At 59.4% G+C, this 24,931-nt stretch carries 22 protein-coding genes; 17 read left to right on the top strand and 5 right to left on the bottom strand.

The window, feature by feature from the left end; all coding sequences use genetic code 11:
* Positions 1-493 precede the first annotated feature (493 nt).
* From U0O11_RS12115 to U0O11_RS12085, 7 genes are all read left to right on the top strand, one after another.
* The gene (locus U0O11_RS12115; RefSeq protein ID WP_054557313.1) at positions 494-1,105 is read left to right on the top strand and encodes a riboflavin synthase; all 612 of its coding nucleotides are present in this window, start codon (positions 494-496) and stop codon (positions 1,103-1,105) included.
* Positions 1,106-1,405: 300 nt separating this feature from the next.
* Complete coding sequence (locus tag U0O11_RS12110; protein WP_107336316.1) at positions 1,406-2,707, top strand: NCS2 family permease; 1,302 nt, start codon at positions 1,406-1,408, stop codon at positions 2,705-2,707.
* Positions 2,707-3,252 carry an adenine phosphoribosyltransferase gene (locus tag U0O11_RS12105; protein WP_043335609.1) on the top strand — a complete coding sequence of 182 codons (546 nt, stop codon included), beginning with the start codon at positions 2,707-2,709 and terminating at the stop codon, positions 3,250-3,252. The genes U0O11_RS12110 and U0O11_RS12105 overlap by 1 nt, the downstream gene beginning before the upstream one ends.
* A 171-nt stretch (positions 3,253-3,423) precedes the next feature.
* Entirely contained in the window at positions 3,424-3,921 is a 498-nt protein-coding gene (gene gpt, locus U0O11_RS12100) for a xanthine phosphoribosyltransferase (RefSeq protein WP_043335607.1), read from the top strand.
* 1 nt (position 3,922) lies between these two features.
* Positions 3,923-4,633: a uracil-DNA glycosylase gene (ung, locus tag U0O11_RS12095; protein ID WP_324690284.1), complete on the top strand. Its 711-nt coding sequence runs from the start codon at positions 3,923-3,925 to the stop codon at positions 4,631-4,633.
* A 38-nt stretch (positions 4,634-4,671) separates the two neighbouring features.
* Complete coding sequence (locus tag U0O11_RS12090) at positions 4,672-5,343, top strand: glycosyltransferase family 25 protein (RefSeq protein ID WP_324690282.1); 672 nt, start codon at positions 4,672-4,674, stop codon at positions 5,341-5,343.
* A 21-nt stretch (positions 5,344-5,364) separates the two neighbouring features.
* Positions 5,365-6,207, top strand: a complete 843-nt coding sequence (locus U0O11_RS12085; RefSeq protein ID WP_324690281.1) for a polysaccharide pyruvyl transferase family protein — start codon at positions 5,365-5,367, stop codon at positions 6,205-6,207.
* A gap of 526 nt (positions 6,208-6,733) precedes the next feature.
* Here U0O11_RS12085 and U0O11_RS12080 read toward each other — a convergent pair.
* Both U0O11_RS12080 and U0O11_RS12075 read right to left on the bottom strand, forming a co-directional pair.
* A complete protein-coding gene (locus U0O11_RS12080) occupies positions 6,734-7,537 on the bottom strand; it encodes a sulfotransferase family protein (RefSeq protein ID WP_324690279.1) in 804 nt (267 codons plus the stop codon).
* Between the two features lie 294 nt (positions 7,538-7,831).
* On the bottom strand, positions 7,832-8,764 hold the full coding sequence (locus U0O11_RS12075; protein WP_324690277.1) for a glycosyltransferase family 8 protein: 933 nt from the start codon (positions 8,762-8,764) through the stop codon (positions 7,832-7,834).
* Positions 8,765-9,095: 331 nt separating this feature from the next.
* Between U0O11_RS12075 and upp the strand changes: the two genes are divergently transcribed.
* From upp to U0O11_RS12060, 3 genes are all read left to right on the top strand, one after another.
* Entirely contained in the window at positions 9,096-9,725 is a 630-nt protein-coding gene (gene upp / locus U0O11_RS12070) for a uracil phosphoribosyltransferase (RefSeq protein ID WP_043335602.1), read from the top strand.
* A gap of 121 nt (positions 9,726-9,846) precedes the next feature.
* Positions 9,847-11,133, top strand: a complete 1,287-nt coding sequence (locus tag U0O11_RS12065) for a uracil-xanthine permease family protein (RefSeq protein WP_324690274.1) — start codon at positions 9,847-9,849, stop codon at positions 11,131-11,133.
* 190 nt (positions 11,134-11,323) lie between these two features.
* Positions 11,324-12,547, top strand: a complete 1,224-nt coding sequence (locus U0O11_RS12060; RefSeq protein WP_248377237.1) for a glycosyltransferase — start codon at positions 11,324-11,326, stop codon at positions 12,545-12,547.
* A gap of 95 nt (positions 12,548-12,642) precedes the next feature.
* Here U0O11_RS12060 and U0O11_RS12055 read toward each other — a convergent pair whose 3' ends face one another.
* From U0O11_RS12055 to U0O11_RS12045, 3 genes are all read right to left on the bottom strand, one after another.
* The gene (locus U0O11_RS12055) at positions 12,643-13,359 is read right to left on the bottom strand and encodes a helix-turn-helix domain-containing protein (RefSeq protein ID WP_442872631.1); all 717 of its coding nucleotides are present in this window, start codon (positions 13,357-13,359) and stop codon (positions 12,643-12,645) included.
* Between the two features lie 105 nt (positions 13,360-13,464).
* Complete coding sequence (locus tag U0O11_RS12050) at positions 13,465-15,735, bottom strand: cache domain-containing protein (RefSeq protein WP_324690271.1); 2,271 nt, start codon at positions 15,733-15,735, stop codon at positions 13,465-13,467.
* The gene (locus tag U0O11_RS12045; RefSeq protein WP_324690270.1) at positions 15,732-17,321 is read right to left on the bottom strand and encodes a sigma-54-dependent transcriptional regulator; all 1,590 of its coding nucleotides are present in this window, start codon (positions 17,319-17,321) and stop codon (positions 15,732-15,734) included. The genes U0O11_RS12050 and U0O11_RS12045 overlap by 4 nt, the downstream gene beginning before the upstream one ends.
* A 662-nt stretch (positions 17,322-17,983) precedes the next feature.
* On the opposite strand from U0O11_RS12045, the gene U0O11_RS12040 reads away from it, so the two are divergent.
* The 7 genes from U0O11_RS12040 (at position 17,984) to moaC (ending at position 24,931) form a co-directional block, all read left to right on the top strand.
* Entirely contained in the window at positions 17,984-18,907 is a 924-nt protein-coding gene (locus U0O11_RS12040; protein ID WP_324690269.1) for a substrate-binding domain-containing protein, read from the top strand.
* Positions 18,908-18,933: 26 nt separating this feature from the next.
* Positions 18,934-19,608: an ABC transporter permease gene (locus U0O11_RS12035; RefSeq protein ID WP_324690268.1), complete on the top strand. Its 675-nt coding sequence runs from the start codon at positions 18,934-18,936 to the stop codon at positions 19,606-19,608.
* 120 nt (positions 19,609-19,728) lie between these two features.
* Complete coding sequence (locus U0O11_RS12030; RefSeq protein WP_324690267.1) at positions 19,729-20,541, top strand: ABC transporter ATP-binding protein; 813 nt, start codon at positions 19,729-19,731, stop codon at positions 20,539-20,541.
* A 117-nt stretch (positions 20,542-20,658) separates the two neighbouring features.
* Positions 20,659-21,375, top strand: a complete 717-nt coding sequence (gene mobA / locus U0O11_RS12025; protein WP_324690265.1) for a molybdenum cofactor guanylyltransferase — start codon at positions 20,659-20,661, stop codon at positions 21,373-21,375.
* A gap of 517 nt (positions 21,376-21,892) precedes the next feature.
* Entirely contained in the window at positions 21,893-22,492 is a 600-nt protein-coding gene (gene mobB / locus U0O11_RS12020; protein WP_054556297.1) for a molybdopterin-guanine dinucleotide biosynthesis protein B, read from the top strand.
* Positions 22,489-23,934, top strand: coding sequence for a molybdopterin molybdotransferase MoeA (locus U0O11_RS12015; protein WP_324690263.1), 1,446 nt, complete (start codon positions 22,489-22,491; stop codon positions 23,932-23,934). The genes mobB and U0O11_RS12015 overlap by 4 nt, the downstream gene beginning before the upstream one ends.
* A 163-nt stretch (positions 23,935-24,097) precedes the next feature.
* The gene (gene moaC / locus U0O11_RS12010; protein WP_248377249.1) at positions 24,098-24,931 is read left to right on the top strand and encodes a cyclic pyranopterin monophosphate synthase MoaC; all 834 of its coding nucleotides are present in this window, start codon (positions 24,098-24,100) and stop codon (positions 24,929-24,931) included.

Below are 24,931 nucleotides of genomic sequence, written 5' to 3'. Positions count from 1 at the left end.
CACCCTTTTAGCAGAACTTGCACCCCGTGAGACCAGCTCTCGTGGTGGGCGCCCGCAATCCGGGTACAAATCGGCGCCAAACAGATTTGAGGCGCATTCTATCAGTCACCTTGGGGGTGTCAACGACTTTGGTCTTGCGCTGGACGTTTATTCGAACTGTCGTTCGATATGGCAATTTGGCGATACGCTCTGTAAGCCATTTCTTACAAGGCTCTAGTCGTGACGCGGGTTTCAACAGGCATCGACGGCTTTCCTGTCTTGACGGTCACTCGGGCATGAGTTGCGGCCCGCTCTGTCTGCTCTACGTTCGCGGTGGCAGTCGTGCTTGTCTGTGGCGAGAGGCGGGTGGCGAGGGCGGCAACGCCAGCATGTCGACAGCTAGTCCACCATGCTAGGATTTCGGCTGGGCATGCCGGTCATCTCGCTGCTGCATGCCGTCCCTTATTCACGGCTTCTCGACAGCAAGAAGCAGCAGTGCAAGGAAAGATCACGCATGTTCACGGGTATCGTACAAGGCATGGCGGAAGTGGTGGCCATTGAAGAACGCACTGACTTTCGCACGCATCAGGTCCGGTTGCCGGCGGGACTGGAGGCGGGGCTGGAGCTGGGGGCCTCGGTGGCCCATAACGGTTGCTGTCTGACCGTGACGGCGCTTGAGGGTCAACTGGCCAGCTTTGACCTGATGCGCGAGACGCTGCGTCTGACCAATCTGGGCGAACTCGAGGTGGGAAGTGTCGTGAACGTGGAGCGAGCGGCACGCTTCGGCGACGAGATCGGCGGGCACTCGATGTCCGGGCACGTGATGGCGATGGTGACCATCGATGCCATCGAGGCCACCGCCGACAATCGTCGTATCTGGTTCCAGGCACCGGCCGAGCTGATGCGTTTTCTGTTCGACAAGGGCTATGTGGGACTTGACGGTGTCAGCCTGACGATCGGGGAGGTGCAGGGCACACGCTTCTGCGTCAATCTGATTCCCGAGACGCTCGAGCGCACCCTGATGGGCGTGCGCGCCGTCGGTGATCAGGTCAACCTTGAAGTCGACCCGCAGACCCAGGCCATTGTCGAGACCGTCGAGCGGGTCATGGCCTCCCGTCTGGCATGAGGCTTGCAAGTCTGCAGCGGATCAACTCACTGGCAGGACGCCAGAACTCGTCTGACTGGTCAGGAAATATGCCGGGAATGCTCGATTCGCTGCAGACCTTTGGGTACCATGTTGCGCCTTTCGATGCCCTGCCGCTGGCGGGGCATCGTGGTTCAGGCAGGCTGAACAGGGGAAAAGCTTCATCCGACGCCCTGTGCGGCATACCTGTCCGAGCGAGTTCGTCTTGATCTGCTGATTCTGACAATCACCGACCACTGCGCCTTGCCGGACAGGCACTGCTCAAGGATAGGGGCTACCTCAATGCTGGAACGTCTTTTCAAGCTCTCCGAGCACGGTACCAATGTGCGTACCGAAGTCATCGCAGGATTTACCTCCTTCCTCGCGATGGCCTATATCATCTTCGTGGCTCCCTCGATGCTGGCCTCCACCGGCATGGATCACGGCGCCGTGTTCGTCGCGACCTGTCTGGCGGCCGCCATCGGCTGTCTGATCATGGGCCTTTACGCCAACTACCCGATCGCGCTGGCGCCGGGCATGGGGCTGACGGCCTTCTTCACCTATACGGTCGCCGGCCAGATGGGCGTGCCCTGGCAGGTCGCGCTGGGCGCGGTCTTCCTGTCCGGGGTGAGCTTCTTCCTGCTGTCCGCCTTCAAGATTCGCGAGTGGATCATCAATGCCATTCCCGCTTCGCTGAAGACCGGCATCGCCGCGGGCATCGGCCTGTTCATGGCGATCATTGCCCTGCAGGGCAGCGGCATCGTCGTCGACGCTCCCGGCACGCTGGTCACGCTGGGCGATCTATCCTCGCCGGCGGCCATGTATGCATTGCTCTCGTTCTTCCTGATCGTCGCGCTGTCCTACCGCAAAGTGATCGGTGCGGTGATGATCGGCATACTGCTCGTGACTCTGCTGGCGACCCTGACCGGCAACAACGATTTCCACGGCTTTGCCTCGATGCCGCCGAGCATGCTGCCGACATTGGCGGAGCTCGATATCGCCGGCGCCTTCAACCTGGGCATGGTGTCGATCATCTTCGCCTTCCTGTTCGTCGATCTGTTCGACACCTCGGGCACGCTGATCGCCGTCTCCCAGCAGGCTGGCCTGACCAATGAACGTGGCCATCTGCCGCGCCTGGGACGGGCCTTGATGGCAGACTCCAGTGCCACCATGGTCGGCTCTGTCATGGGCACCTCGAACGTGACCAGCTACATCGAATCCGCCACCGGCGTGGCCGCCGGCGGACGTACCGGCCTGACGGCCGTCGTCGTTGCCGGCCTGTTCCTCGTCAGCCTGTTCCTGTCGCCGCTGGCGACCTCGATTCCGGCCTTCGCCACTGCCGGTGCGCTGTTGTATGTCGCCTGCCTGATGACGGGCGGCCTGGCACGCATCGACTGGAACGACATTACTGAAGCGGCACCGGTGGTGATCGCCACCCTGGTGATGCCGCTGACCTACTCGATTGCCAACGGGATCGCGCTGGGCTTCATCAGCTACGCCGTGATCAAGCTGTTCTCCGGCCGTTATCGTGATCTGAGCCCGGGGCTGGTGATTCTCGCCATCCTGTTCGCCTGCAAATACCTGTTCCTCGACGGAGCCCTCTAATGAGCATCTACAGCGACTACATCAAGTCTGTCATCCGCACCGTGCCGGACTGGCCCCAGGAAGGTGTCAACTTCCGTGACATCACGCCGGTGCTGCAGAACTCCGCCGCGTTCCGCAAGCTGATCGACTCCTTCGTGCACCGCTATCAGGAGATGGAGATCGACGCCATCGCCGCCATCGATGCGCGTGGCTTCATCATCGGTGCTCCGCTGGCCTACGAGCTGGGCTGCAGCTTCGTGCCGGTGCGCAAGAAGGGCAAGCTGCCGTTCAAGACCATCAGCGAGACCTACTCGCTGGAATATGGTGAGTCCACCGTCGAGCTGCACTCCGATGCCTTCCGTGAAGGCGATCGCATCCTGGTGATGGATGACCTGATCGCCACCGGCGGCACCATGCTGGCGGCCTGCAAGCTGATCGAGCGCACCGGTGGTGTGGTCGTCGAGACGGCAGCCATCATCGATCTGCCGGAAATCGGCGGCTCCGCGCGCATTCGTGAAGAAGGCCACAGTGTCTTCGCGGCGTGCAGCTTCACCGAATCCGAGTAATGCCGGCTTGACGCGATGGCCCTGTCTTCTGGCAGGGCCATCGTCGTTGCTGCGGGCAGCGAATCTGAGGCCCTTGTCCGCGCTCTGGCGTGGCTGAGTGGATCTTCCCCTTGTGCGGTGGCGCGCCAGCCACCATGCTTTCCTTCTGTTTCGTCATTGCGAGTGACCCACATGTCTTCCGAACGCTACCACGACCACTTCATCGTCTCCTGGGACCAGCTGCACCGTGATGTGCGCGCGCTGTGTCACGACCTCAGCGGTCGCGACTTCAAGGGCATCATCGCCATCACCCGCGGTGGCCTGATTCCGGCCGGCCTGATCGCCCGCGAGCTGGGTATCCGCCACATCGATACCGTGTGCATCAAGAGCTATCACGACCACATGGAGCAGGGTGGTCTGGAAGTGGTCAAGGGCGTCGACCACGACGGTGACGGCTGGCTGCTGGTCGATGACCTGGTCGACACCGGCAATACCGCACGTGCGGTGCGTGACATGCTGCCCAAGGCGCACTTCGTGACCGTCTATGCCAAGCCGGAAGGGCGTCCGCTGGTCGATGGCTTCATCACCGAAGTGCCGCAGAACTGCTGGATCCAGTTCCCGTGGGACATGGGTATCGCCTACGTCGAGCCGATCGCCGAGCAGCTCAAGAAGCAAGAGAGCGATAGCTGACATGCCGTTGGAGACTGCCGCGACTGGCCGCTCCGAGGTGCTGCCTGCCGATTGGCAGGCGCATCTTGGCCAAGAGTTTCAGGCTGATTACATGCAGCGTCTGCGCGACTTTCTGCGCGCCGAGAAAGATGCCGGCAAGGTCATCTATCCGCACTCCGATGACTGGTTCCGCGCCTTCTGGCTGACGCCGCTCTCCAACGTCAAGGTCGTGATCCTCGGCCAGGACCCGTACCACGGCCCGGGCCAGGCGCATGGACTGTGCTTCTCGGTACGCCCCGGCGTACGCCCGCCGCCTTCGCTGAAGAACATCTACAAGGAACTGGCCACCGATGTCGGCGTTGAACCCGTCGATCACGGCTTCCTTGAAAGCTGGGCGAAGCAGGGCGTCTTGCTGCTCAACAGCGTGCTGACCGTCGAGCAGGGCAAGGCCGCCTCGCATCAGAAGCAGGGGTGGGAGCAATTCACCGACCGCGCCATCGACGTGATCAACCAGCACTGTGAGGGTGTCGTCTTCCTGCTCTGGGGCAGTCATGCCCAGAAGAAGGCCCGCGCTGTGGACACCCAGAAGCACCTGGTGCTCCACGCGCCGCACCCATCCCCCCTCGCAGCGCACCGCGGTTTCTTCGGCTCTCGCCACTTCTCGCAAGCCAACGCCTGGCTGGAAGCGCGTGGGGAAAAGCCGATCGACTGGCAGTTGCCTTCCAGTGAGTAAATATCATCCCTAGAACGTCATCACGGACGGAGCAGACCATGTCTACATTGGAAGTCGATGGAGTTTTCTGCATCAGTCTCAAGGATCGTTATGATCGTAGGGCTCATCTGGTGAAAGAATTCGAACCCTTGGGCTTGAATATCGAATTCTATCTCGCAGAGCGTGATGACTCTAATCCGGAAAGAGGATGTTATGAGTCGCATCGTGCGTGTGCGACTTTAGCACTGCAGCGAGGTTATCAAAGGGTATTGATTCTTGAAGATGATGCGACCCTGTCGATGCCTCGTGAATCAAAAATAAGACGTATCAATACATTCATGAAGCTACGAAACCCTGAGATTTTTTACTTGGGCGGCATGCTTGGTAGAATGTGGTTGATACCTTACAGGGGGGTTGTAAGAGCCAAGTTGACGGGCGGGCATGCATACTTGCTCTCACGAAAAGGAATGAAGAAAATTTCTTCAAATCCTTATTCAGGTAAAGCAGTAGATAGTGTCTATTCAACACGATTCAAAGCGTATGCCTCTTACCCATTACTTTGTGATCAACTACCTGAGTCACAAGTTGAAAGTGATATCGCTAATTATCGCATTAATAAGAAAGGCGGTGGTAGCTACAAGGATAGTGATTACTGGGCTATCAATTCACGAAAGCAAGTCTCTGCATTAAGAAGAGATATTTGGCGAACAATTTGTGGTCGTTGGCTATAATGTGAAACAGGAGATGTTAAGTTGAAAGCTTATTGGTGGCGAGCTAACAGTGGTATGTGCAATTTTGGTGATGAAATTACTTCTATTGTACTGAGTAAAAAATTTTCTATTGAGCATGAATTGACGACGATTGAAGAAGCTGATTTGATTTCAACTGGGAGTATATTGAATAAGCTTGTCAACAATAAAAAGGTTGAGTCTAGAAAAGGAAAAATTCATGTGGTTGGCTCTGGGTTGATCTCTCCTTATATTAAACATAATTCTATTCTTAAAAGATTGAAGCCATTAGGTAAAACTTTCAGTAAAAAGGTCGTGATTCATTCTGTAAGAGGGTATCTCACTCAGCAAGTGCTCGAAGGGCTTGGTGAGCGAGCTTATCCGATCGGCGATCCAGGTTTGTTACTGCCTTTAATTTATAATGACGATATACCTCAGTCATACAAGGTTGGGTTTATACCACACATTTCTACTATTGATGATCCTGAATGGGACGCTCTCTGTGAAAGAATAGCTGGTAGCATCAAGATTGATTTTCGTACAGACGATCTTGAACGTGTTATCACCCAAATAAAGTCGTGTGAGTTGATTCTAAGTCAAAGCTTGCATGGTTTAATCCTTTCTGATGCATATGAAATTCCTAACTGCTGGTTCTATAATGGAGCGCTTCACTCTGGGGGGAGATTTAAATTTTATGATTATTTCTCTTCAGTTGGCAGGAGTTTTGATTTAAATTTTGAAAAATTTGAGGAAATCAATTTTGACCTTTTGAAGGAAAGCTCCGCTACAGTTGAGTTGGACGTAATTAATAAGCTTCAATTAAGTATACTGAAAAGCTATGCAGATGCTTTAAAGGAGATAGATTAACTTTTAACTTAAAGTGTGAAGTGTTATTACTTTTATGCAGGTTTATCTGTGAGCGTCGACTAAAGGTTGTTACGTTTCACTAGTGTTTCAAGTCTGACGAAATATTAGAAACGTATAAGAGTATATTTACGACAAAAATCTCTGGGCAACATGAGTTGTTGCCCAATGCCAGATATATTGACGCTGATTGCAAGTTGGTTTTCAAGGTATGAAATATTCGAACATAGTCATAGGCTGTAATCTTGAATCATAGTTTTTTATTAGTTTTTCAACTAGGGGGGGAGGTGCTCACTAGTTGTTAAACCCACTTCTTTTTTATCTTTTATTTTGCCTGCTTGTCAATAAGACACAAAGTCTCAATTTGACTCGCATGATATCATTAGTCACTATGTATGCGAGTTGCTGTTTTAAATACTGGGCCTGATAACTCGTTGTATATAGAGTTAGGTAGAAGTGGAGAAGCTCAAAGATATAATCGCCAGTGCAATACCTGAATGAATTGTTAAGGTATTGCACTGCTTGAAAGTTATAATGAGTCTTTGTAATTTAATTTTCTGGAAATATTTTCTACTCTTGATAGGATGTATTTAGCTTGATCTACATCGAAAACCTTTTTCCACCCTCCCATGTTAGGCCTTATAGGGCGACTCACTTGCTCCTCCCTCAATTTCATGTTTCTCTTTTGTGGACTTTTGTTATAGATGGTTTCCTCTGAGCCTAGTACATTTTCTTCATATTCATATCCTAAAAATTCCAGTGCTTTTATTAAGGTATCTTCCGGGTTATCTGTCAAATCTTCATATTTTATATAGATTACATTGCTGTTCTTTTGTAGTGCTAGGGCTTCACTATTATCATAAATCCATCTATCGATACAGAATTCCAAGTCGCCAAATCTTTTAAATAGCGACGCTATCGTATCCAGTGGGTTTCTTAGCATAATAATGAACTTGTTGTTAGGTAATACACTTTGAACCTGCTGATATGCATATATGTGCTTTGGGGTTTTTTCTAATATGCAGGTGTGTCCATGTATTTGTGAGAAGTAGTTCCATTCACGAAGCACCGCTTTTATAGCAGTGATTGAGTTACGTCCTGGAGAGAGTATTCCAGTTTCTCTACCGATGCCAAGTATCGCCGAGTGGTTGCTAAGTTTAGCCGCCAGCAGTGTAGTACCACTATGCCCACATCCTGCAATAAAAACAAATAATGTATCTATTTCCAATGGTTTTGAAAAATAAGATGGTAGTGAATTGTAGCCTTTCTTTATGTAATGCTCTATATATTTACCTTTAGAGACATTATGTTTTACTAAGCTTTTTATAATCATCTTTATCCGGTCGCGTATGTATGTTTAAGTTTCTAGCACTATGCTAGAAGCTTTGATGCTTTGAGCGAGTTATACAACTATGCTTACAGGATGGCAAAAGAGCAATATCCGTTTTGCGTTTCCATAGTCTTTGCATAAGATATATGCTCTTGTTGTTAGTGCGATGCATTTAAAATAAAGGTGTATGTGGTTTTTCAATAGCAATATTCAGTTTAGGGAGGATGGCCACGACTTAGTATGCAAAAATGATTCCGCCCTATTATGGTTGGCGCGTTAGTTTTGCGCCAACCAAGGTTAGGCGTTTTTGTGTATGTCGATCAATTGTTTGCTCATTCTTTTCCTCTTTTCGTAGAGATAAATTTTCTGTACTGATGCATAGAATCTTATTCTTCTATGTAATGCAGTTTTCTGGGTTTTAACTGGCCATGGGGTTTTGCGACGATAAATAGTATATAATGCTTTTAATGGATGCAAGCTATGAGCATCCCATGGTTTACTGTTTTTTCCCATATAGTGAACCATGATCGGTTCCTGAATTGATTTCAAGAATTCATTTTTATCCCTATGCTGTTCGTTCATACGCTTTTCTAAAATTTTATAGGCAGGTCGTTGAGCATTCCAAGTCAATGGAAGACGATACCATTCCCCTTGGGCGACTTTGTTAATTGCGCATTGTTCATTGTGTGCACACAATTCAGGGTGAGCTAATAAAAACTCCAGCCCTCTCTTTCCTATTTTTTCTTCTTTCCACTGCTTCATATTGATAAGCATTAATCCACAGTTGAAGTAATCACCTTTTTTCAAACCAAGGCGACTATATGGAGATCTGCCGATATTTTCCACAGCAGCAATTGTGAAACTTTCCCCACGGGTTTCACTATATATATCTAATAAATCGCCGACGACAACAGTGTCACAATCCAAACATAGAACTAGTTCTTCATCATCAAGCAATTCATCAAGGTAGAATCTGAAATAAATTGACTTGCCGTAGCGCTTTATTTTCAGGCCACTAAATTTACTGTCGTCTAGATAAACAAATGCCACATGAGATCCATATTTTTCTATCATGGATGTCAATGTTGATCTTGTGTCTGCTTTGAGCCCAGCGTCACCAATAATAAACTTGAGCTTTTCAGGCTCTTTACAATTGATGATTGCCGATATGATAGTGGTAGCAAGATGCGCGGAGTAATTTTCATCGCATGATATAAATATAGGTAGCATTAATTCCTCTCGTGTAAAATACTTTTGATATTTACATATGATAATGTTTGTGTGCTTTCTAAGCAATGCTGTAAGGTTATCTCCATGAATAGTTACTGTTCGGTTACGAAAACAACTCTGGATACCTGCTCAGGGCGAGGATTGTGTTGCTGGCACGGAGGCTTAGCCCTTGTGGCTAAAGGTAAGGGGGACAGGGTGGTGGTACTTAACTTGTAAGCCTGCTTCCGCTAGAATGCGCTCAATTTACCAGCCTTCCCGCTGCTATCGTCCGAGCCGGCGGGGGTAGTGCTGCGTATCGTTTGCACCATCTTCTGTCCCAAGAGGTATTTCCATGAGCGTCCATGCCATCAATCATCCACTGGTCCAGCACAAGCTCGGCCTGATGCGTGCAGCAGGCATCAGCACCAAGAGCTTCCGTGAGCTGGCCAGTGAGGTCGCCAAGCTGTTGACCTATGAGGCAACCCAGGACCTGGAGCTGGAAACTACCACCATTGATGCCTGGAGCGGCAACGAGCTGGATGTCCAGACCATCAAGGGCAAGAAAGTGACCATCGTCCCGATCCTGCGCGCCGGCCTGGGCATGCTGGATGGCGTGACGGACCTGATCCCCCCGGCACGCATCAGCGTCGTGGGTCTGTACCGTGATGAAGAGACGCTGGAGCCGGTACCGTATTTCGAGAAGTTCGTGTCAGATCTCGACGAGCGTCTGGCCATCGTGATCGACCCGATGCTGGCGACCGGCGGCTCCATGATCGCCACACTGGACATGCTCAAGGCCAAGGGCTGCCAGCAGATCAAGGTCATCGTGCTGGTCGCGGCGCCTGAGGGGATCGCCAAGGTGCAGGAATCCTACCCGGACATCGAGATCTACACCGCCTCTGTCGATGACCGCCTCGACGAGAACGGTTACATCGTGCCGGGTCTCGGCGATGCTGGTGACAAGATCTTCGGTACGCGCTAAGCGCCCGCCAGAGATGACAACGCCCTGCGCATCTGCGCGGGGCGTTTTTGTATCTGTCTGACCTGTCTGAGCAGTCAGGATCAGGCGGTTGACTCCTCCGCCCGTGAAAAGAAGTGCTGCCATGTCGTCTTCATCACCGTCCTCTGATACCTCCTCTCCCCATGCGTCGTCTGCCCATGTGCCCTTGCCGGAACAGGAAGGCTTCTCGCTGACGACGCTCGTCACCGGCGCGCAGATGCTGTTCGTCGCCTTTGGTGCGCTGGTGCTGGTCCCGTTGCTGACCGGGCTTGACCCCAACGTCGCCCTGTTCACGGCCGGTGTCGGCACCCTGGTCTTCCAGTGCGTGACCAAGGCCAGCGTGCCGGTCTTCCTCGCCTCATCGTTTGCCTTCATTGCGCCTATCCAGAGCTCGGTCGCGAACTTCGGCATTCCTGCCACCATGGGCGGTTTGTTCGTCGCGGGCTTGGTCTATGTGCTGCTGGCGCAATGCATTCGTCTCAAGGGTGTCGGCATCGTGCATCGCCTGCTGCCGGCCGTCGTGGTCGGTCCGGTGATCATGGTCATCGGGCTGGCGCTGGCACCGACGGCGGTGCAGATGGCCACCGGCGAATTCAGCGACAACATCTCGCATACCCAGGCGCTGACATTGTCATTGGCCAGTCTTGGCGTGACGCTGGTGCTGTCGATCTTCGGGCGGGGCATGTTGCGTCTGGTGCCGATCCTCGGCGGTATCCTGACGGGATATGTGCTGGGACTGTTGATGGGAGTGATCGATCTCTCGCCGGTGCATGCGGCTGAGTGGCTGGCGCTGCCAAGCTTCACTGCGCCGACCTTCGAATTTTCCGCCATTCTGTTCATGATTCCCGTCGCCATCGCGCCTGCCGTCGAGCACATCGGCGACATGGTGGCGATCGGCTCGGTGACACGGCGCGACTACCTGAAGAAGCCGGGGCTGCATCGCACGCTGCTCGGTGACGGCCTGGCGACGTCGGCAGCGTCACTGTTCGGTGGTCCGCCCAATACCACCTATTCCGAAGTGACCGGTGCGGTGATGCTGACCCGCAATTTCAATCCGCGCGTAATGACGGTCGCGGCCTGTGTCGCGATCTCGCTGGCCTTCATCGGCAAGGTCGGCGCCGTGCTGCAGACGATCCCCACGCCGGTGATGGGCGGCATCATGTGCCTGCTGTTCGGTTCGATCGCGGTGGTCGGCATGAACACGCTGGTGCGCGCGGGGGATTCACTGACCGCACCGCGCAATCTGGTGATCGCCTCCTTGATCCTGGTGTTCGGGATCGGTGGCATGCAGGTCGGTGGTGGTCAGTTCACGCTGCAGGGCGTGAGCCTGGCCGCCATTCTGGGCATCGTGCTCAACCTGATTCTGCCGCCGGCGAAAGAGGGAGAATGATTACCATTTGATGAGTGGTTGCAGGGAACATTTCCGCGAATGACGGTTCAGATAAATGCAACTCCCGTGTGCTGAGCGACTGGCATATGTGAGTTGCATTTTTCGTTTTCCCACCAGACGCCAGCTATCGTTTTCGCATGACTTGCACGAGACCCAAAGCGGTACTGGCGGACATTCGAAGGAGTGATGCTTGCGTACCCTGGTCGTAGTGAGAAGCCTGAAAATGGGCGGCATGGAGCGAGTGGCGGTCAATCTTGCCGACAGTCTTGCCGCGAATGACCACGAGACGCATATGGTCATCTGGCGCGGTCGTGATCAGGTGCTTGAACCGCAGGATGCCAGCGTCCAGCAGCACATCGTGCCGATTCAGCAGCGCGTCCAGCGTTCCGTCGGCGGCGCCCTGACGACACTGGCGTCACGTCTGGTGCTCAATCCCGTCATCCGCCGCTCCAATTTCGTGTGGGTCGGCAAGGCCGGTGGCGAGGAATTCGCCGCTTGGCTCAAGGAATTCGAGCAGAAACACGGCAAGGTTGACCGCATCATCTTCCGTGGCCTGGGAACCTTCGAGCAGGTGTGGGGCTTCAAGGATTCCCGTGCACGTTACGTGCTGGAAAATCGCGTCAACTTTAGCGGCCCGCAGTGGAAGCAGCGCATGTTTGCCCGTTGCCTGCTGGAAGACAAGCATCTGGTGGCGGTGTCCGAGGATGTGGCGCAAGGGGCTCGTGACATTGCTCGCCAGCATGGGGTGACGCCGGCGCATATCGAGACGATCGTCAATGCCTGTCCGATCACCCGGATCCGCGAGCAGGCCGCCATGGATGAGCCGGATATCCCCGCTGAGCCCTTCATTCTCAATGTGGCGCGTCTGGTGCCGCAGAAAGATCACGCCCTGTTGCTCGAGGCTTATGCCCTGGCCAATCCGAAGGAGCCGCTGGTGATCGTGGGGGCAGGCAATTGCCGTGAAGCCCTGGAAGCCCAGGCTGAAAGGCTTGGCATCGCCGAGCGGGTGATCTTCGCCGGTCAGCGTGACAACCCCTATGCCTGGATGCGTGCCGCCAAGTTGTTCGTGCTCAGCTCGCGTGTCGAGGGCATGGGGATCGTGCTGATGGAGGCGCTGGCCTGCGGCACACCGGTGGTCTCGGTGGATTGCCGTGGTGGAATACGCGAGATCCTCAAGGGCGAGCTGGAACACGCCATCGCGCCGCATTCCGCTGAAGGCCTCGCGCGACGCATGAACGAGTTGTTGGCAGAGGAGGGCTATCCGATTCGCGAGGAATGGTTGGCAGATTTCTGTCCGCACACCATGGTGGAGCGTTTCCTGGCCGAGCCGGCCACCAATGACCCCTGGGATGAGGTGCGCGAGCAGTCGCCTGATGCTGCAGGCCAGCCTCCCTCCCGCGCTGCAAGAGGCTAGCGACGTGCTTCACGCCCACCCGGCCGAGCTGGCCAGGGGCTTACTGGTCAAGGGCGTGCTGGCCAGGGCCGAGCAGTTCTCGAGCGAATACCTGCCTAGCGACTCTGTGCGATGCATAGCCACTGGCAGTCTGGGGCCTCGGCAGCGTCGGAGGTCTCGTGGTGGGTGACTTCACTGTTGGCGGCTTGTGACGCCGCCGGCTTGCGCCAGTGCAGTTGATAGCGCTCTCCGGCATGCAGTCGCGCAGCATCACCACATTCGAGAAGTGCCTCCTGGCAGGCCGCCGTAGCGGGGAACTCGATACACAGTGCGCCGTGCGTGACCAGCACCAGGCTGTCATGCGCGGCCTGCAGATAGGCGCTGCACCCCGGTGCGAGGCTGCCCAGCTCGACCTGGGGCTGTGGCGATGTCTGCCGGGATTGATCAATGCGCCGCAGCGTGAGTCCCGGTCCACAGCCCGCAATCGGCTCATGCTCGCTGTCACGCAGGATGCGTGGTGGTTTGACGGGCACCTCATCGCTGAAGAAGTCGCTCAGCGAGATCGGAAATACCTCGAGAATCTTGTTCAGCGAGCTGACGGAAGGGCTTACCGCGTCCTGCTCGACCTGCGAGATGGTCGAATTGGTCACCTGGGCGCGCTTGGCCAGTTCACGCTGAGAGAGGCCATGACGCGTGCGCAGTTCGCGCAGCCGCTTGCCCAGCGTGCGAGACGCTGCCATTTCCTCGTCTGCCATTTCCTGGCCGTTAGTGGTCTGCGCTGCCTTGCCGGCAGTGAGAGGTTCGGGGGCAGTAGGGGAGCTATCGTGCGACATCAGTGGTGCCTGATTGAGTGAGCATGCGCGCAGGCTAGCACGCGGGTGGGAGTGCGTGGCAGTGCGCCTCGCCACGCCCAGGTGTGTTCATCAGCCGCGTGTGGCTCAAGGCGAGCGACTGCTGCCCCCGGCGCTGAGCGTCTCGAGCAGATGGCGCCCTTGATCATCCTCGTGATGCCGGCGTGCGATGCACGGCAGCCACAGGCAGAAGGTGGCACCGCCACCGGGCGTATCTTCCAGCCATAGCCTGCCCCCCAGCTGGGTGATCAAGCCCGATGAGACCGACAGACCGATGCCCGAGCCATTGGCGCGCGTGGTAAAGAAGGGCGTGAAGATGCGTGACTTCAGGTGCTCGGGCACGCCAGCGCCGTGATCGATGACGCGTATCTCGACCCCCGCCACGGGGGCGAGCTCCGCTGTTGGCGCTGGCACTGCTGCTGGCACTGAGGTTGATGTATCCGGACGGCTGTTTGGCTCGCCATTCATCACGGCCAGCGCCGCATCACGATCACGGCTGGTGATGCACAGCGTATCCGGCGCAGGCGCCATCTCGATGGCGTTGATCAGCAGATTGACCAGCACCTGGGTCAGTTGCGCGCGGTCGGCCTCGATCAAGCGCGTCGCCGCCAGCTCATGCTGCAATTGATGGCCATGATGATCCAGCGCGTGCCTGACCAGCACCTCGACACTGTGGATCGCCTCATCGGGATGAATCTGGCTGAGGTGAGGCGCACCGAGTGACGGTGTCAGTGAGTTGCCGTCGCCAATGTCGTTGGAGGCGAGCGGGTCGCGCGCGTACTGACGCAGGTTATCGACCAGCGCGCGAATGCGCTCGACCTGATGGATGATGGTGGCGATTTCTTCGCGCACCGGCTCGGCCTGTTCACCGAGAATCACCTCGATCAACTCGACATGGCCGAGAATCACCGCGGCGGGGTTGTTGATCTCGTGGCCGATACCCGCCGTCAGCTCGCCCAACGCCGCCAGTTTCTCGCGGGTCAGCAGGCGCGCACGCGCTTCGCGCAGCAGGCGGACGTGCTCTTCCAGCGCCTGACTGCGTTCGCGCAGCGTGGCGGTCTGGGCGCTCAGGTCGCGGGTGCGATCCTCCACCTGGGCTTCCAGCGTCTGGGCCGCGAGCTGTATCTCGTGGCGGTGCGCTTCCAGTCGCGCCAGCATGGCGTCGAATTCCTCGGCCAGTTCATCCAGCTCATCACCGTGTCGCTGCGCCGGCCCCAGTGAGGACAGCGGGCCTATGCGCAAGCCCTCCTGGGACGGGGTATCACGTACTGCATGCACCACACGGCGAATCTGTCGGATCGGCTGCATCAGGCGCTCGATACTGCTCCATACCAGCAATACCCCCAACAGACTGACCGCGATCAGCACCAGGCTGATATGCGTCAGCGTCTCGCGATAGAGTCGCGCGTAGGGCGCCTGCGGATAGCCCGCGTAGATCATGCCTATCCGCTGGCCATCAAGGGAATCCAGCGGGGCATAGGCGGCCACGAACCAGTCACGAACCACGAAGGCACGATTGATATAGCGCTCGCCATTGCCGATCACCTGACGCTTCACCTCCAGCGAGGCGCGCGTGCCCAGTGCGCGCTCGCCGCTGGCGTCGGTGACATTGGTGGCGATGCGGACATCATCGAGAAACAGGGTGATGGTGCCGGTGCCATCTTCCGGCAGGGTGCCGGGGCCGTAGAGCAGATCGCGGATCTCATCGACCAGACGCGGATCACGGTTGAGCAGGCGGCCCGCATCCAGCGCGCCCAGCAGCTTGCCCTCGCCATTGAGGATGGGCACCAGCGCCCGCAGCAGCATGCCGCGGTTTTCCTCGCGACGGGCACTGGGTTGTGCGTAGGGCGTCTGGCGCAGCGCAAGGCGCGCGCGCTCGGCAAGGGCAGGGTCCAGCGTCGCCAGTGAGTCGCTGGACAGCATGTCGAGGCCATCCAGGCTTTCGCCGCGCGCCAGTTGCGGAATCAGTGCGGCGACGCCGGGCGTCTGGCGCAACTGCTCGGTGGGCAGCCAGCGCAGCCAGTCGGCATTGAGGGTGTCCCGCATGGTATCCAGGCGCGGCACCAGGCGAGGCAACAGCTGCGCGGTCTGCTCATCGGGTGCCACCAGCTGGCGCAGGTTACGACGCATCGCCTCCAGGCCATCACGCAGGCGCTGATGCTGGCTCTGCAGCGTGCGGCTGGCGACATCAAGATCGCTGCGCACGTTCATGTACAGCTGGCGGTCGGTATAGGCCGTGGTCCAGTAGGCGGTCAGGCCGACCAGCGCCAGCATCAGCGCCAGCAGCGGCGCCAGTGTCAGCAGCAGCAGCCTGCGCCGCAGCGAACCGGCGAAGTAATGGCGCAGGCGCTTGATCATGCGCTGCCGTCGGCTCCGTAGGGAGCGGCGGAGGTGGTGGCGGGGGCGGGTTGATCGCTCTCAGCGCCGCTCTCAGTACTAATCTCAGTACCACTCTCAGTGCCACTCTCAGTGCCGCTGTCCTCACTGATTTGCTGCTCGGCGCGCCAGGTGGTCAGTTTGCGATCCAGCGTCTTGCGCGAGATGCCCAGCTGTCGGGCGGCGGCGGACTTGTTGTTGGCATGTCGCTCCAGTACCGCGTACAGATGGGCCTTTTCCACCGCATCCAATGACCACTCGAGCGGATAGCCGCTGCTGGCGGCCTCTTCCTCGATGGAGGTGGTCGCGTCTCCGCTGTCACCCCATGCCGGGTGGCCTGATACCTGTTCGGCCTGACTGTCGACCGGCAGGCTATCGCCGGGCAGGCGGCCGAGCAGCAAGGCGCGCTCGATGACGTTCTTGAGTTCCCGCACATTGCCGGGCCAGGAATAGTGGCACAGGCGAGTGAGATCAGAATGCTGCCAGGGCACGGCGGGGAGGTTGAGCTCGCGCGACAGCTGGCGCGAGAAATGCTGGGCCAGCGCCGGGATGTCCTCCGGGCGCTCGCGCAGGGCCGGCAGTGTCAGGCTCAGCACGTTGAGGCGATAGTAGAGGTCTTCGCGGAAGCGGCCCGCGGCCACTTCCGTCTCCAGCGTGCGGTGAGTGGCGGCGACGATACGCACGTCCACCGCCTGTTCCTGCTCGCCGCCGACGGGGCGCACGCGGCGCGTCTCCAGCACCCGCAACAGCTTGGCCTGCATCGCCAGGGGCATCTCGCCGATTTCATCCAGGAACAGCGTGCCGCCATCGGCGAAGCTGAACAGGCCATCACGGCCACGGTGGGCACCGGTAAAGGCACCCTTGAGGTGGCCAAACAGCTCGCTCTCCAACAGCTCCGGGCTGATGGCACCGCAGTTGACCGGCACGAAGGCGCCGCGCCGACCGGACAGGCGATGCAGATCACGCGCCGCCAGCTCCTTGCCGGTGCCGGACTCCCCCAGAATCAGCACCGGCGAGGGCGCAGGGGCGACGCGTGCGATGATATGCGCCAGCTCCTGCATGGCAGGGCTCTCGCCCTTGAGGCTGGCCTCTTCCTGCTGATGGCGGGCATTGTCGCGACGGAGCAGGAAGTTTTCCCGCGTCAGCTGGCGGCGCTCAAGGCAGCGGTCCAGCGCGGCCTGCAACTGTTCGAGACGAAACGGCTTGATGATGAAATCACAGGCCCCGGCCCGCAGTGCGCGCACAGCGGTCTCGAGATCGGCGTAGGCGGTCATGAAGATGACATCGCTGACCGAAGAGGGCGCAAGCGCTTCATCCCAGTCCAGGCCATCGCGCCCCGGCAGGCGAATGTCGAGCAGGATGAGGTCGAAGTGCAGGCGCGAGCGCAGGGCTTCGGCCTGCTCGACACTCTCGGCGCATTCGATCAGCGCGAAGCGCGAGGACAGTGCCTTCTCCAGATAGCGGCGCATGCCGGGCTCGTCATCGACGATCAGTACCGAGGCGGTGGGGAGGGGGTCGCTGCCGCTACGCCGGGTCTCACGGGGTGTGGAGGGGGCGTGGGCAGTCATGGCGTTCCTCGGGTCAACAGGGCAGTAATGGTCGCAGGGGAGATCATCTCTATCATGCGGGCATTGTGGCGTGCTGCTCACTGGTAATCTAGCGCTGGATGCCACATTGCTGCCTCTTTCTGCTTGTGCTGGCCACAGGCAGGGCCTTGCAGCTCTGTCAGCACGCGGCGCTGGCGGGCAGGGTTGGCAGGCTGTCCCGTTGCGCTACGCAAGGCACGGCGATGACTCGGCAATCGGGTCGTCATGGGTCAGTGATGGTCATGCCTGGAGTTATTGTCAGTATTTTCTCGGCCATTCCGGCAGTGCCATTCCAGCAGCGCCATTCGCTCCAGTCGATATAGCGACGTCAGCAGGGCGACAGGGGTTGCAGAGGCGAGAGGGGCGTCAGGGACGAGAGGAGACGATAGGGACGACAGGAGCCGGCAAGTCTGCCTGCTGGAGAAGATTCCGGTATCATCGCCGGCTGTCTTGCGTGCCAGTCCATGTATCAGCGCTGTCTGGCAAAGCCTTGAAAGCCTTGAAAGCCTTGAAAGCCTTGAAAGCCTTTATTGGATCGTCCGTTTCGTCACCACAGCGCTTTCGGCATGTCGTTTGCAGAGTCAGCATTCACGCTGATGTCATCAAGACCGTCACGCCAGAAAAAATATTCAGGGAGCACCCCCATGCCGCAACGCCATACCTTGTCTTCTCGTCGCCTGCTGGCCACCCTCGCAGGCCTGTCATTCGGTGCGCTGAGCATTCTGCCGGCCCAGGCAGCCGACGACATCATCCGTCTGGCCACCACGACCAGCACCTACAATTCAGGCCTGCTCGATCACCTGCTGCCGGAGTATGAAGAGGCCCACGATGTCACCATTCAGGTCATCGCGGTCGGTACCGGCAAGGCGTTGCGCATGGGCCAGGATGGCGATGTGGATCTGGTGATGACCCACGCCCCGGGCGCCGAGCGCAAGTTCGTCGATGCCGGCTACGGTGTCGAACCGCATGGCGTGATGTACAACGACTTCGTGCTGCTCGGCCCCGAGGCGGACCCGGCGGCCATCGACGGAATGCAGGATGTGGACGCGGCACTGGGCAAGATCGCCGGCGCCAATGCCGGCTTCATCTCGCGCGGCGATGATTCCGGCACCCACAAGAAGGAATTGGCCCTGTGGCAGAGTGCCGATGTCACCCCTGATTTCTCCGGCTACAAGGCCGTCGGCCAGGGCATGGGTAAGGTGCTGAGCATGGCCAGTGAGCTGCAGGACTACACCCTGAGTGATCGTGGCACCTGGCTTGCGATGGAAGACAAGCTCGAGCTTGAGATTCTGGTCGAGGGCGATGCGCGCCTCTTCAACCCCTATCAGGTGATTCTGGTCAACCCGGCCAATCATGACGGGCTCAATACCCGTGGTGCGCGTGAGCTGGCCCAATGGCTGATCTCCAGCGAAGGGCAGCAGGCAATCGATGATTACCGTCTCAAGGGCAAGGCGCTGTTCCATGCCAGCCACGGCGAGACCGGCTTCGATGCTCGCCAGACAGCCGACCGCGCCTCTGAGCGCACGCCGGTGAAGGCGCAGGACGCACAGGCTGAGCCGCGTTCGTGAGCTTGTGGCAAACCACGCAGGAGGCCATGAGCCTCCTGCTGAGCATGGATGGCGCGCTGTGGGAGATCATCGGCGTGTCGTTTCGTGTCTCGTTGATGGCGATGTTGATCGCGGTGCCACCGGCACTGTTGATCGCCTTCGTACTGGTTCGCTGTGCCTTCCCGGGGCGCTGGCTGCTGATCTCGCTGATCAATACCCTGATGGCCGTCCCCACCGTGGTGGTGGGGCTGCTGCTGTTCATCCTGCTGTCGCGCGCTGGCCCGCTGGGCGACTGGCATCTGCTGTTCACCCAGCCGGCGATGGTGATCGGGCAGATTCTGCTCGCCCTGCCGATTCTTGTAGTGATGCTGCATGCCGCGCTGGCGGGCGTCGACAAGCGTGCCTGGGAGACGGCCTTGCAGCTGGGGGCGTCGCGCCGGGCGGCGCTGTGGCGGCTGGTGATGGAGGCCCGTTTCGGCGTGATGGCGGCGTTGGTGGCCGCGCTTGGTAGAATCATCGCTGAAGTGGGTTGCGCCATGATGGTGGGTGGTAACATTGCCGGTTTCACGCGCAATATCACCACGGCCATCGCGCTGGAAACCCTCAAGGGCGAGTACGCCCAGGGGGTCGCCCTGGGCATGGTATTGCTGGTGTTGGCACTGGCGCTCAATCTGATGCTGGGGCTGTTGCGTGGTCGTGGTCAGCTGGTGGTGCAGGCGTGACCCGCGGCCTCGCCACCAGTCACGTTCTGCTCCCGCAGTCTGCAAGCCGCCTGCCAGCCAGTTGAGACAAGCACACGCCAGCACTGATCGCGTCAGGCTGAATCGTCGTATGGAGTCATGATGTTCCCCCCTAGTTCTTCGTCCTCGTCTGTTCCCCCGGGTGACCCCTCCTGCCCGGTGGCGGGGGCTGGCTTCGCGCAAGCCGCGCCGCCTGCTGCCCAGGCACTCGTTGCCGACGCAAGCGTTGCCCCTCTGTTGCGTGTGCGCGGCCTCGAATATCGCTTGCCGCCTGCGGCGCAGGCATCCGGCGAGGGCATTGAGACGCAAGGGCGTCTGTTGTGGCATGTGACGGCGCTGGATTGGGCGCCGACCCCGGCGTCCGGCTGGGTGCACCTCAAGGGTGACAACGGCAGCGGCAAGACCACGCTGCTGCGCGTGCTGGCCGGCATGCAGCCAGCGACTGGCGGCAAGCTTGAATGGCAGACCCGTGACGCTCATCCGGTGCGCTACCTGCACCAGCAGCCGTATCTGTTCGACACCAGCGTGGCCGGCAATCTGGTGCTGGCGGCTCGCTGGCAACCCGACAGCGGCTCTGCCGGCCAGCAGCGCGATCAGGTCGAAGAGATGCTGCGCTGGAGCGGGCTGAGCGATCAGGCCCGACAGCCCGCCCGCTCATTGTCGGGTGGCGAGCGGGCGCGACTGGCATTGGCGCGCGCCTGGTTGTCGCGTCCGCCGGTGCTGTTGCTGGATGAGCCTGCCGCCAATCTGGATCAGGCCGCCGTCGAGCAGTTGGCGCTGCGACTGGAGCAGATGTGCCAGCAGGGGTGTGCGGTGATCCTGTCCTCGCATCAGGACAATGCCTTGAGTCAGGGCTCGAGTGCGCGCTGGACGCTGAGCGCTGCCAGCCTGCACACTGAGCCCTCAGCGGGCTGAGTTGTCTTAAGGGTTGAGAAAGCCCTGTTCATCAGCCGCTTGCACTGGATGCCCTGCCAGCGGCCCTGCTGCATGACATTACATGCGCATTTGCGCACTCGACCGGGATACGCCTTCATGCCGAGCTCCAATCACACCTCTGACGCTACACCACTGCCGAGCGATGCCGAGCAGCTCAAGGTCTCGCTCACGCCCGCCAATATCACCGGGGTGGTGCTGGCCGGGGGCCAGGCGCGGCGCATGGGTGGCGTCGACAAGGGACTGGTCATGCTCAATGAGGTGCCGCTGGTGGCGCATGTGCTGGCGCGCCTGACCCCCCAGGTGGGTGAGCTGCTGATCAATGCCAACCGCTCGCACGCCGAATATGCCGCCTATGGGCATCCGCTGGTCGAAGACAGCGAGCAGGGTTACCACGGCCCCCTGATGGGCATGGCCAGTGCGCTGGCGGCAGCGCGGACACCCTGGGTGATGATGGTGGCCTGCGATGTGCCGCACCTGCCCAATGAACTGGTCGAGACGCTGAGCGTGGCGCTGATCGACCATGCCAACGGCGATCAGCTGGAAGGCTTCACTGTCGAGGGTGGTCACGCCGTTGATGCCGGGCCTGCGCTGCTGGCCGTGGCGGCAGACGAGTTCCGCTACCATCCGGTGATCTGTCTCATGCATCGTGGCCTGCTGCCTTCTCTGCAGGCGGCGCTGGCCGCTGGCGAGCGCAAGATCGACCGCTGGTTCGATCAGCACGTCTGGCTCAAGGTGCAGGCGGGCAGCGAGCAGGACTTCGCCAACCTCAATACCCTTGAAGAATGCCGTGAGATGGAAGCCGGCTCGCGCTGAGCGTGCTTCTTTCCTGACGTCCTCTGCGTGTCATTCGTTCCCGCTTGCACGTCCAGAGTGTGTCATTGTGATGCAGGTCGTCATCGCCGGGGGCGTCTCTTCAGGAGTCTGGCGGGTTATTGTCTTTGCCTGCCCGGTATTGATGGCCTTGGCGTTGCACCTCAAAAGTGTCGTGTCTGGCGGTTCTGGCGGGTGTCTTGCCACTCTGCGTCGTTGCCCCCATTTAACCCTTGCTCATATCGAGCCGTTGCCCCATTGAAATGAGCGCCATGCGTGTTCACCTTCATGGCATCCGCTCAGCCCGCATTGTCATCGTCACCTTTTTCCTTTGCGGGCGCGGGAGCGCTGCGGTGAGCCCGTCGACAGGCCGCCTTACGCCGGAATCATCAAGAGAACCTTCATGTCTGAGTCTTCCTCCACGACTGACCAGCGTGCTGATACCGCTGTCAGTGCTGAACATTCCTCCCCCCGCAGTGATGCTCCCACGCCGCGTGGTGATATTTCTCATGAAGTCGGGATGTCGCCCGCCTGGCAGGCACGTCTGGCGGCGTCAGCGTGTCCATTGTTGGGCATCGCGGCCTGGAGCGGCACCGGCAAGACCACGCTGCTCGAGCAGCTGCTGCCCGAGTTGAGGGCGCGCGGCCTCCGTGTCGCCGTGATCAAGCATGCGCATCATGCCTTTGATGTCGATACGCCGGGCAAGGACAGCCATCGTCTGCGAACGGCCGGTGCCGTGCCGATGCTGGTGGCGTCTGCCAAGCGCTTTGCGCTGATGATGGAGACGCCGGACCAGGCGGAGGCCGATCTGGAGCAGCTGGTGGCGCAACTTGAGGGGCTGGAGGTGGACCTGATTCTGGTCGAGGGCTTCAAGCAGTGGCCGCTGCCCAAGCTTGAGCTGTACCGCGAGGCCGTGGGCAAGCCGCTGCGAGCCCCAGAGGACCCCTGGATCCATGCGCTGGCGACACCGGCGGCGCAGCTGCCGCCTCGTGATGATGTGCCGCAGGACCTCAAGCGGCTCGATCTTGACGATCCTCAGGCGCTGGCCGCCTGGATCGCCGCCTGGCCGGTGCATTGGCGTCTGGAAGGCGGCAAGCCGCGTGGCGAGGTGGGCGCATGAGTCTGTCGTGTTTCGATCCGCGTTTCGGCGAGCGCATGCTGAGTGTCGATGAAGCCTTGAGCGTGTTGGGGGAGAGCCTGGTGGGCGTGATGCGCACGCCACGCAGCGAGCGTGTCGCCCTGGCGCAGGCGCCCGGACGTGTGCTCGCCGAGACGGTCATCTCGCCGCTGGATGTTCCGGCGCAGACCAACGCGGCGATGGACGGCATCGCGCTGGCGCAGGCTTCATTGTCAGACGCGGCGAGCGGCGAGCTCCTGAACGGTCGCGGCGAATTGAGCGATCACTGCCAGCTGAGCGTGATCGGCAGCTCGCTGGCGGGCCATCCCTGGACGGGGCGGGCGCTCGCCGCGGGGGAGGCCATGCGCATCACGACCGGCGCGGCCCTGCCCGCAGGCGCCGACACCGTTGTCATGCAGGAGCAGCTGGAGTATCGCTCCGCGCAGGGCGAGGGCGAAGGGCTGTGCGAGGGCTTGGTCGACGGCGACGCAGGCGAGCGGGTGGTGATCGAAGGCGTGACCAGCATTCGCCGTGGTCAGAATGTGCGTCAGGCCGGAGAGGACATCGCGCGCGGCAGCCAGGTGATGGCGCCAGGCCAGTGGCTGACGCCTGCCGCCGTGGGCGTGCTGGCGTCGCTCGGGCTCGCCGAGGTCGCCGTCTATCGGCCACTGACGGTGGCGATCTTCTCCACCGGTGACGAGGTCACGGCCCCCGGCGAGACGCTGCCGGCCGGCGGCATCTATGACGCCAATCGCTTCAGCCTCGTGGCGCTGCTGCGCGACCAGGGCATCGAGGTGCTGGATCTTGGCATCCTGAGCGATGACGAGGCGAGCGTGAGTGCTGCCCTGCGTGATGCCGCGACGCGTGCCGATATGGTCATCACCTCCGGCGGCGTGTCGGTGGGCGAGGCCGATCATGTTCGCAGCGCCCTCGCTGCCTGTGGTGAGCTCGCGCTGTGGCGCATCGCCATGCGTCCGGGTCGCCCGCTGGCGTTCGGCATGTTGCGTGCCACTCCCGCCGACGCCGAGTCGTCATCTGGTCAGGTGCCGTTCTTCGGCTTGCCGGGCAATCCGGTGGCGACCATGGTCACCTTCCTGCAGTTCGTGCTGCCCGCGCTGCGCCTGTTGTCGGGCCAGCAGCGGTTGGCGAAGGCTGAGGAGGGCGCCTCCGCGACGACGCTGGCGCAGTGGCAAGCCCCGCGCCTGCAGTTGATCGCCGGCGAGACGTTGCGCTCACGTGCCGAGCGTGTCGACTATCATCGCGGCCAGATCGTGCTGGATGGCCAGGGGCGGCAGGTGGTGATGACCACGGGGCGGCAGGGCTCGGGTATTCTGACCTCGATGTTGCTGGCCGAATGCCTGATCGAGATTCCCGCCGGCTGCGCCACGCTTCACGCCGGTGAGCCGGTCATGGTGCAGTGGCTGGGCAGTCGCGGCATCGTCTAGGCGATGCCCGCCCAGTGGTCATGCCAGCTGATTCATGAAAAGATAGTCTGCTAATTTCTTGGCCAGTCCTGTCCATCAGGGCTTGCCTGCCTGCTTCTTCAGGCATTGGTATTTCAGAGATTGCCGCCAGTCAGGCGCACCCGATACGGATACGAGACAGCTCATGAGCCTTACTCATCTCAACGCACGCGGCGAAGCCCATATGGTGGATGTTGCGGACAAGCAGGAAACCCGCCGCGAGGCACGAGCCAGCGCACGCGTCAGCATGCTGCCTGCCACGCTCGCCCTGCTCGCCGAAGGTGGCCTGCCCAAAGGGGATGTGCTGGCGACGGCGCGTATTGCCGGTATCCAGGCGGCCAAGCGCACTCATGAGCTGATTCCGCTCTGTCATGCCTTGATGCTCTCCAAGGTGACGGTCGACTTCACGCTGGACAGCGCCAACAGCTGCGTGGAAATTCAGGTGCTGTGCCGCCTCAATGGGCGTACCGGTGTCGAGATGGAGGCGCTGACGGCGGCCTCGGTGGCGGCATTGACGCTCTATGACATGTGCAAGGCGGTCGACAAGGGTATCGTGATCGGCGATATCCAGCTCGAGACCAAGACCGGCGGCAAGAGTGGTGACTGGCAGCGCCCGGACGAAGCCGCCGCTGTCGAGCAGACGTCGGCTGAGCCAAGCCGTTCTGCGACAGCTGAGCCCATCGAAGCGACAGCGGGACAGGCCGCTCCGGCGGCACGCGGTGATGCCACCGTGCGGGTCCTCTTCCTGGCGGAACTGCGGGAACGCCTGGACCTCGACAGCCTGGCGCTGAATCTGACGACGCTGTCCGAAGCGACGGTCGGGGGCCTGAAGCGCACCCTGGCGCTGCGTGACCCTCAGCTTGAAGCGCTCAATGACACTCGCGTGCTTTGCGCCGTCAATCAGGACATGGTGCGCGATGACCACCCACTGAATGCCGGTGATGAAGTCGCCTTCTTCCCACCGGTGACGGGGGGCTGA

Origin of the sequence: Cobetia sp. D5 (assembly GCF_035666195.1) — a bacterium.
Lineage (GTDB): Bacteria > Pseudomonadota > Gammaproteobacteria > Pseudomonadales > Halomonadaceae > Cobetia > Cobetia amphilecti.
This window is presented reverse-complemented; position numbering and strand designations above follow the sequence as displayed.

Excerpts from the sequence above, each read along its gene's own strand:
- U0O11_RS12065 (WP_324690274.1), top strand. The coding sequence starts at position 9,847 with ATGTCGTCTTCATCACCGTCCTCTGATACCTCCTCTCCCCATGCGTCG.
- gpt (WP_043335607.1), top strand. The coding sequence starts at position 3,424 with ATGTCTTCCGAACGCTACCACGACCACTTCATCGTCTCCTGGGACCAG.
- mobB (WP_054556297.1), top strand. The coding sequence starts at position 21,893 with ATGTCGCCCGCCTGGCAGGCACGTCTGGCGGCGTCAGCGTGTCCATTG.
- U0O11_RS12110 (WP_107336316.1), top strand. The coding sequence starts at position 1,406 with ATGCTGGAACGTCTTTTCAAGCTCTCCGAGCACGGTACCAATGTGCGT.
- U0O11_RS12115 (WP_054557313.1), top strand. The coding sequence starts at position 494 with ATGTTCACGGGTATCGTACAAGGCATGGCGGAAGTGGTGGCCATTGAA.
- U0O11_RS12050 (WP_324690271.1), bottom strand. The coding sequence starts at position 15,735 with ATGATCAAGCGCCTGCGCCATTACTTCGCCGGTTCGCTGCGGCGCAGG.
- U0O11_RS12105 (WP_043335609.1), top strand. The coding sequence starts at position 2,707 with ATGAGCATCTACAGCGACTACATCAAGTCTGTCATCCGCACCGTGCCG.
- U0O11_RS12035 (WP_324690268.1), top strand. The coding sequence starts at position 18,934 with ATGAGCCTCCTGCTGAGCATGGATGGCGCGCTGTGGGAGATCATCGGC.
- U0O11_RS12090 (WP_324690282.1), top strand. The coding sequence starts at position 4,672 with ATGTCTACATTGGAAGTCGATGGAGTTTTCTGCATCAGTCTCAAGGAT.
- upp (WP_043335602.1), top strand. The coding sequence starts at position 9,096 with ATGAGCGTCCATGCCATCAATCATCCACTGGTCCAGCACAAGCTCGGC.
- ung (WP_324690284.1), top strand. The coding sequence starts at position 3,923 with ATGCCGTTGGAGACTGCCGCGACTGGCCGCTCCGAGGTGCTGCCTGCC.
- mobA (WP_324690265.1), top strand. The coding sequence starts at position 20,659 with ATGCCGAGCTCCAATCACACCTCTGACGCTACACCACTGCCGAGCGAT.
- moaC (WP_248377249.1), top strand. The coding sequence starts at position 24,098 with ATGAGCCTTACTCATCTCAACGCACGCGGCGAAGCCCATATGGTGGAT.
- U0O11_RS12030 (WP_324690267.1), top strand. The coding sequence starts at position 19,729 with ATGTTCCCCCCTAGTTCTTCGTCCTCGTCTGTTCCCCCGGGTGACCCC.
- U0O11_RS12075 (WP_324690277.1), bottom strand. The coding sequence starts at position 8,764 with ATGCTACCTATATTTATATCATGCGATGAAAATTACTCCGCGCATCTT.
- U0O11_RS12040 (WP_324690269.1), top strand. The coding sequence starts at position 17,984 with ATGCCGCAACGCCATACCTTGTCTTCTCGTCGCCTGCTGGCCACCCTC.
- U0O11_RS12015 (WP_324690263.1), top strand. The coding sequence starts at position 22,489 with ATGAGTCTGTCGTGTTTCGATCCGCGTTTCGGCGAGCGCATGCTGAGT.
- U0O11_RS12045 (WP_324690270.1), bottom strand. The coding sequence starts at position 17,321 with ATGACTGCCCACGCCCCCTCCACACCCCGTGAGACCCGGCGTAGCGGC.
- U0O11_RS12055 (WP_442872631.1), bottom strand. The coding sequence starts at position 13,359 with ATGTCGCACGATAGCTCCCCTACTGCCCCCGAACCTCTCACTGCCGGC.
- U0O11_RS12080 (WP_324690279.1), bottom strand. The coding sequence starts at position 7,537 with ATGATTATAAAAAGCTTAGTAAAACATAATGTCTCTAAAGGTAAATAT.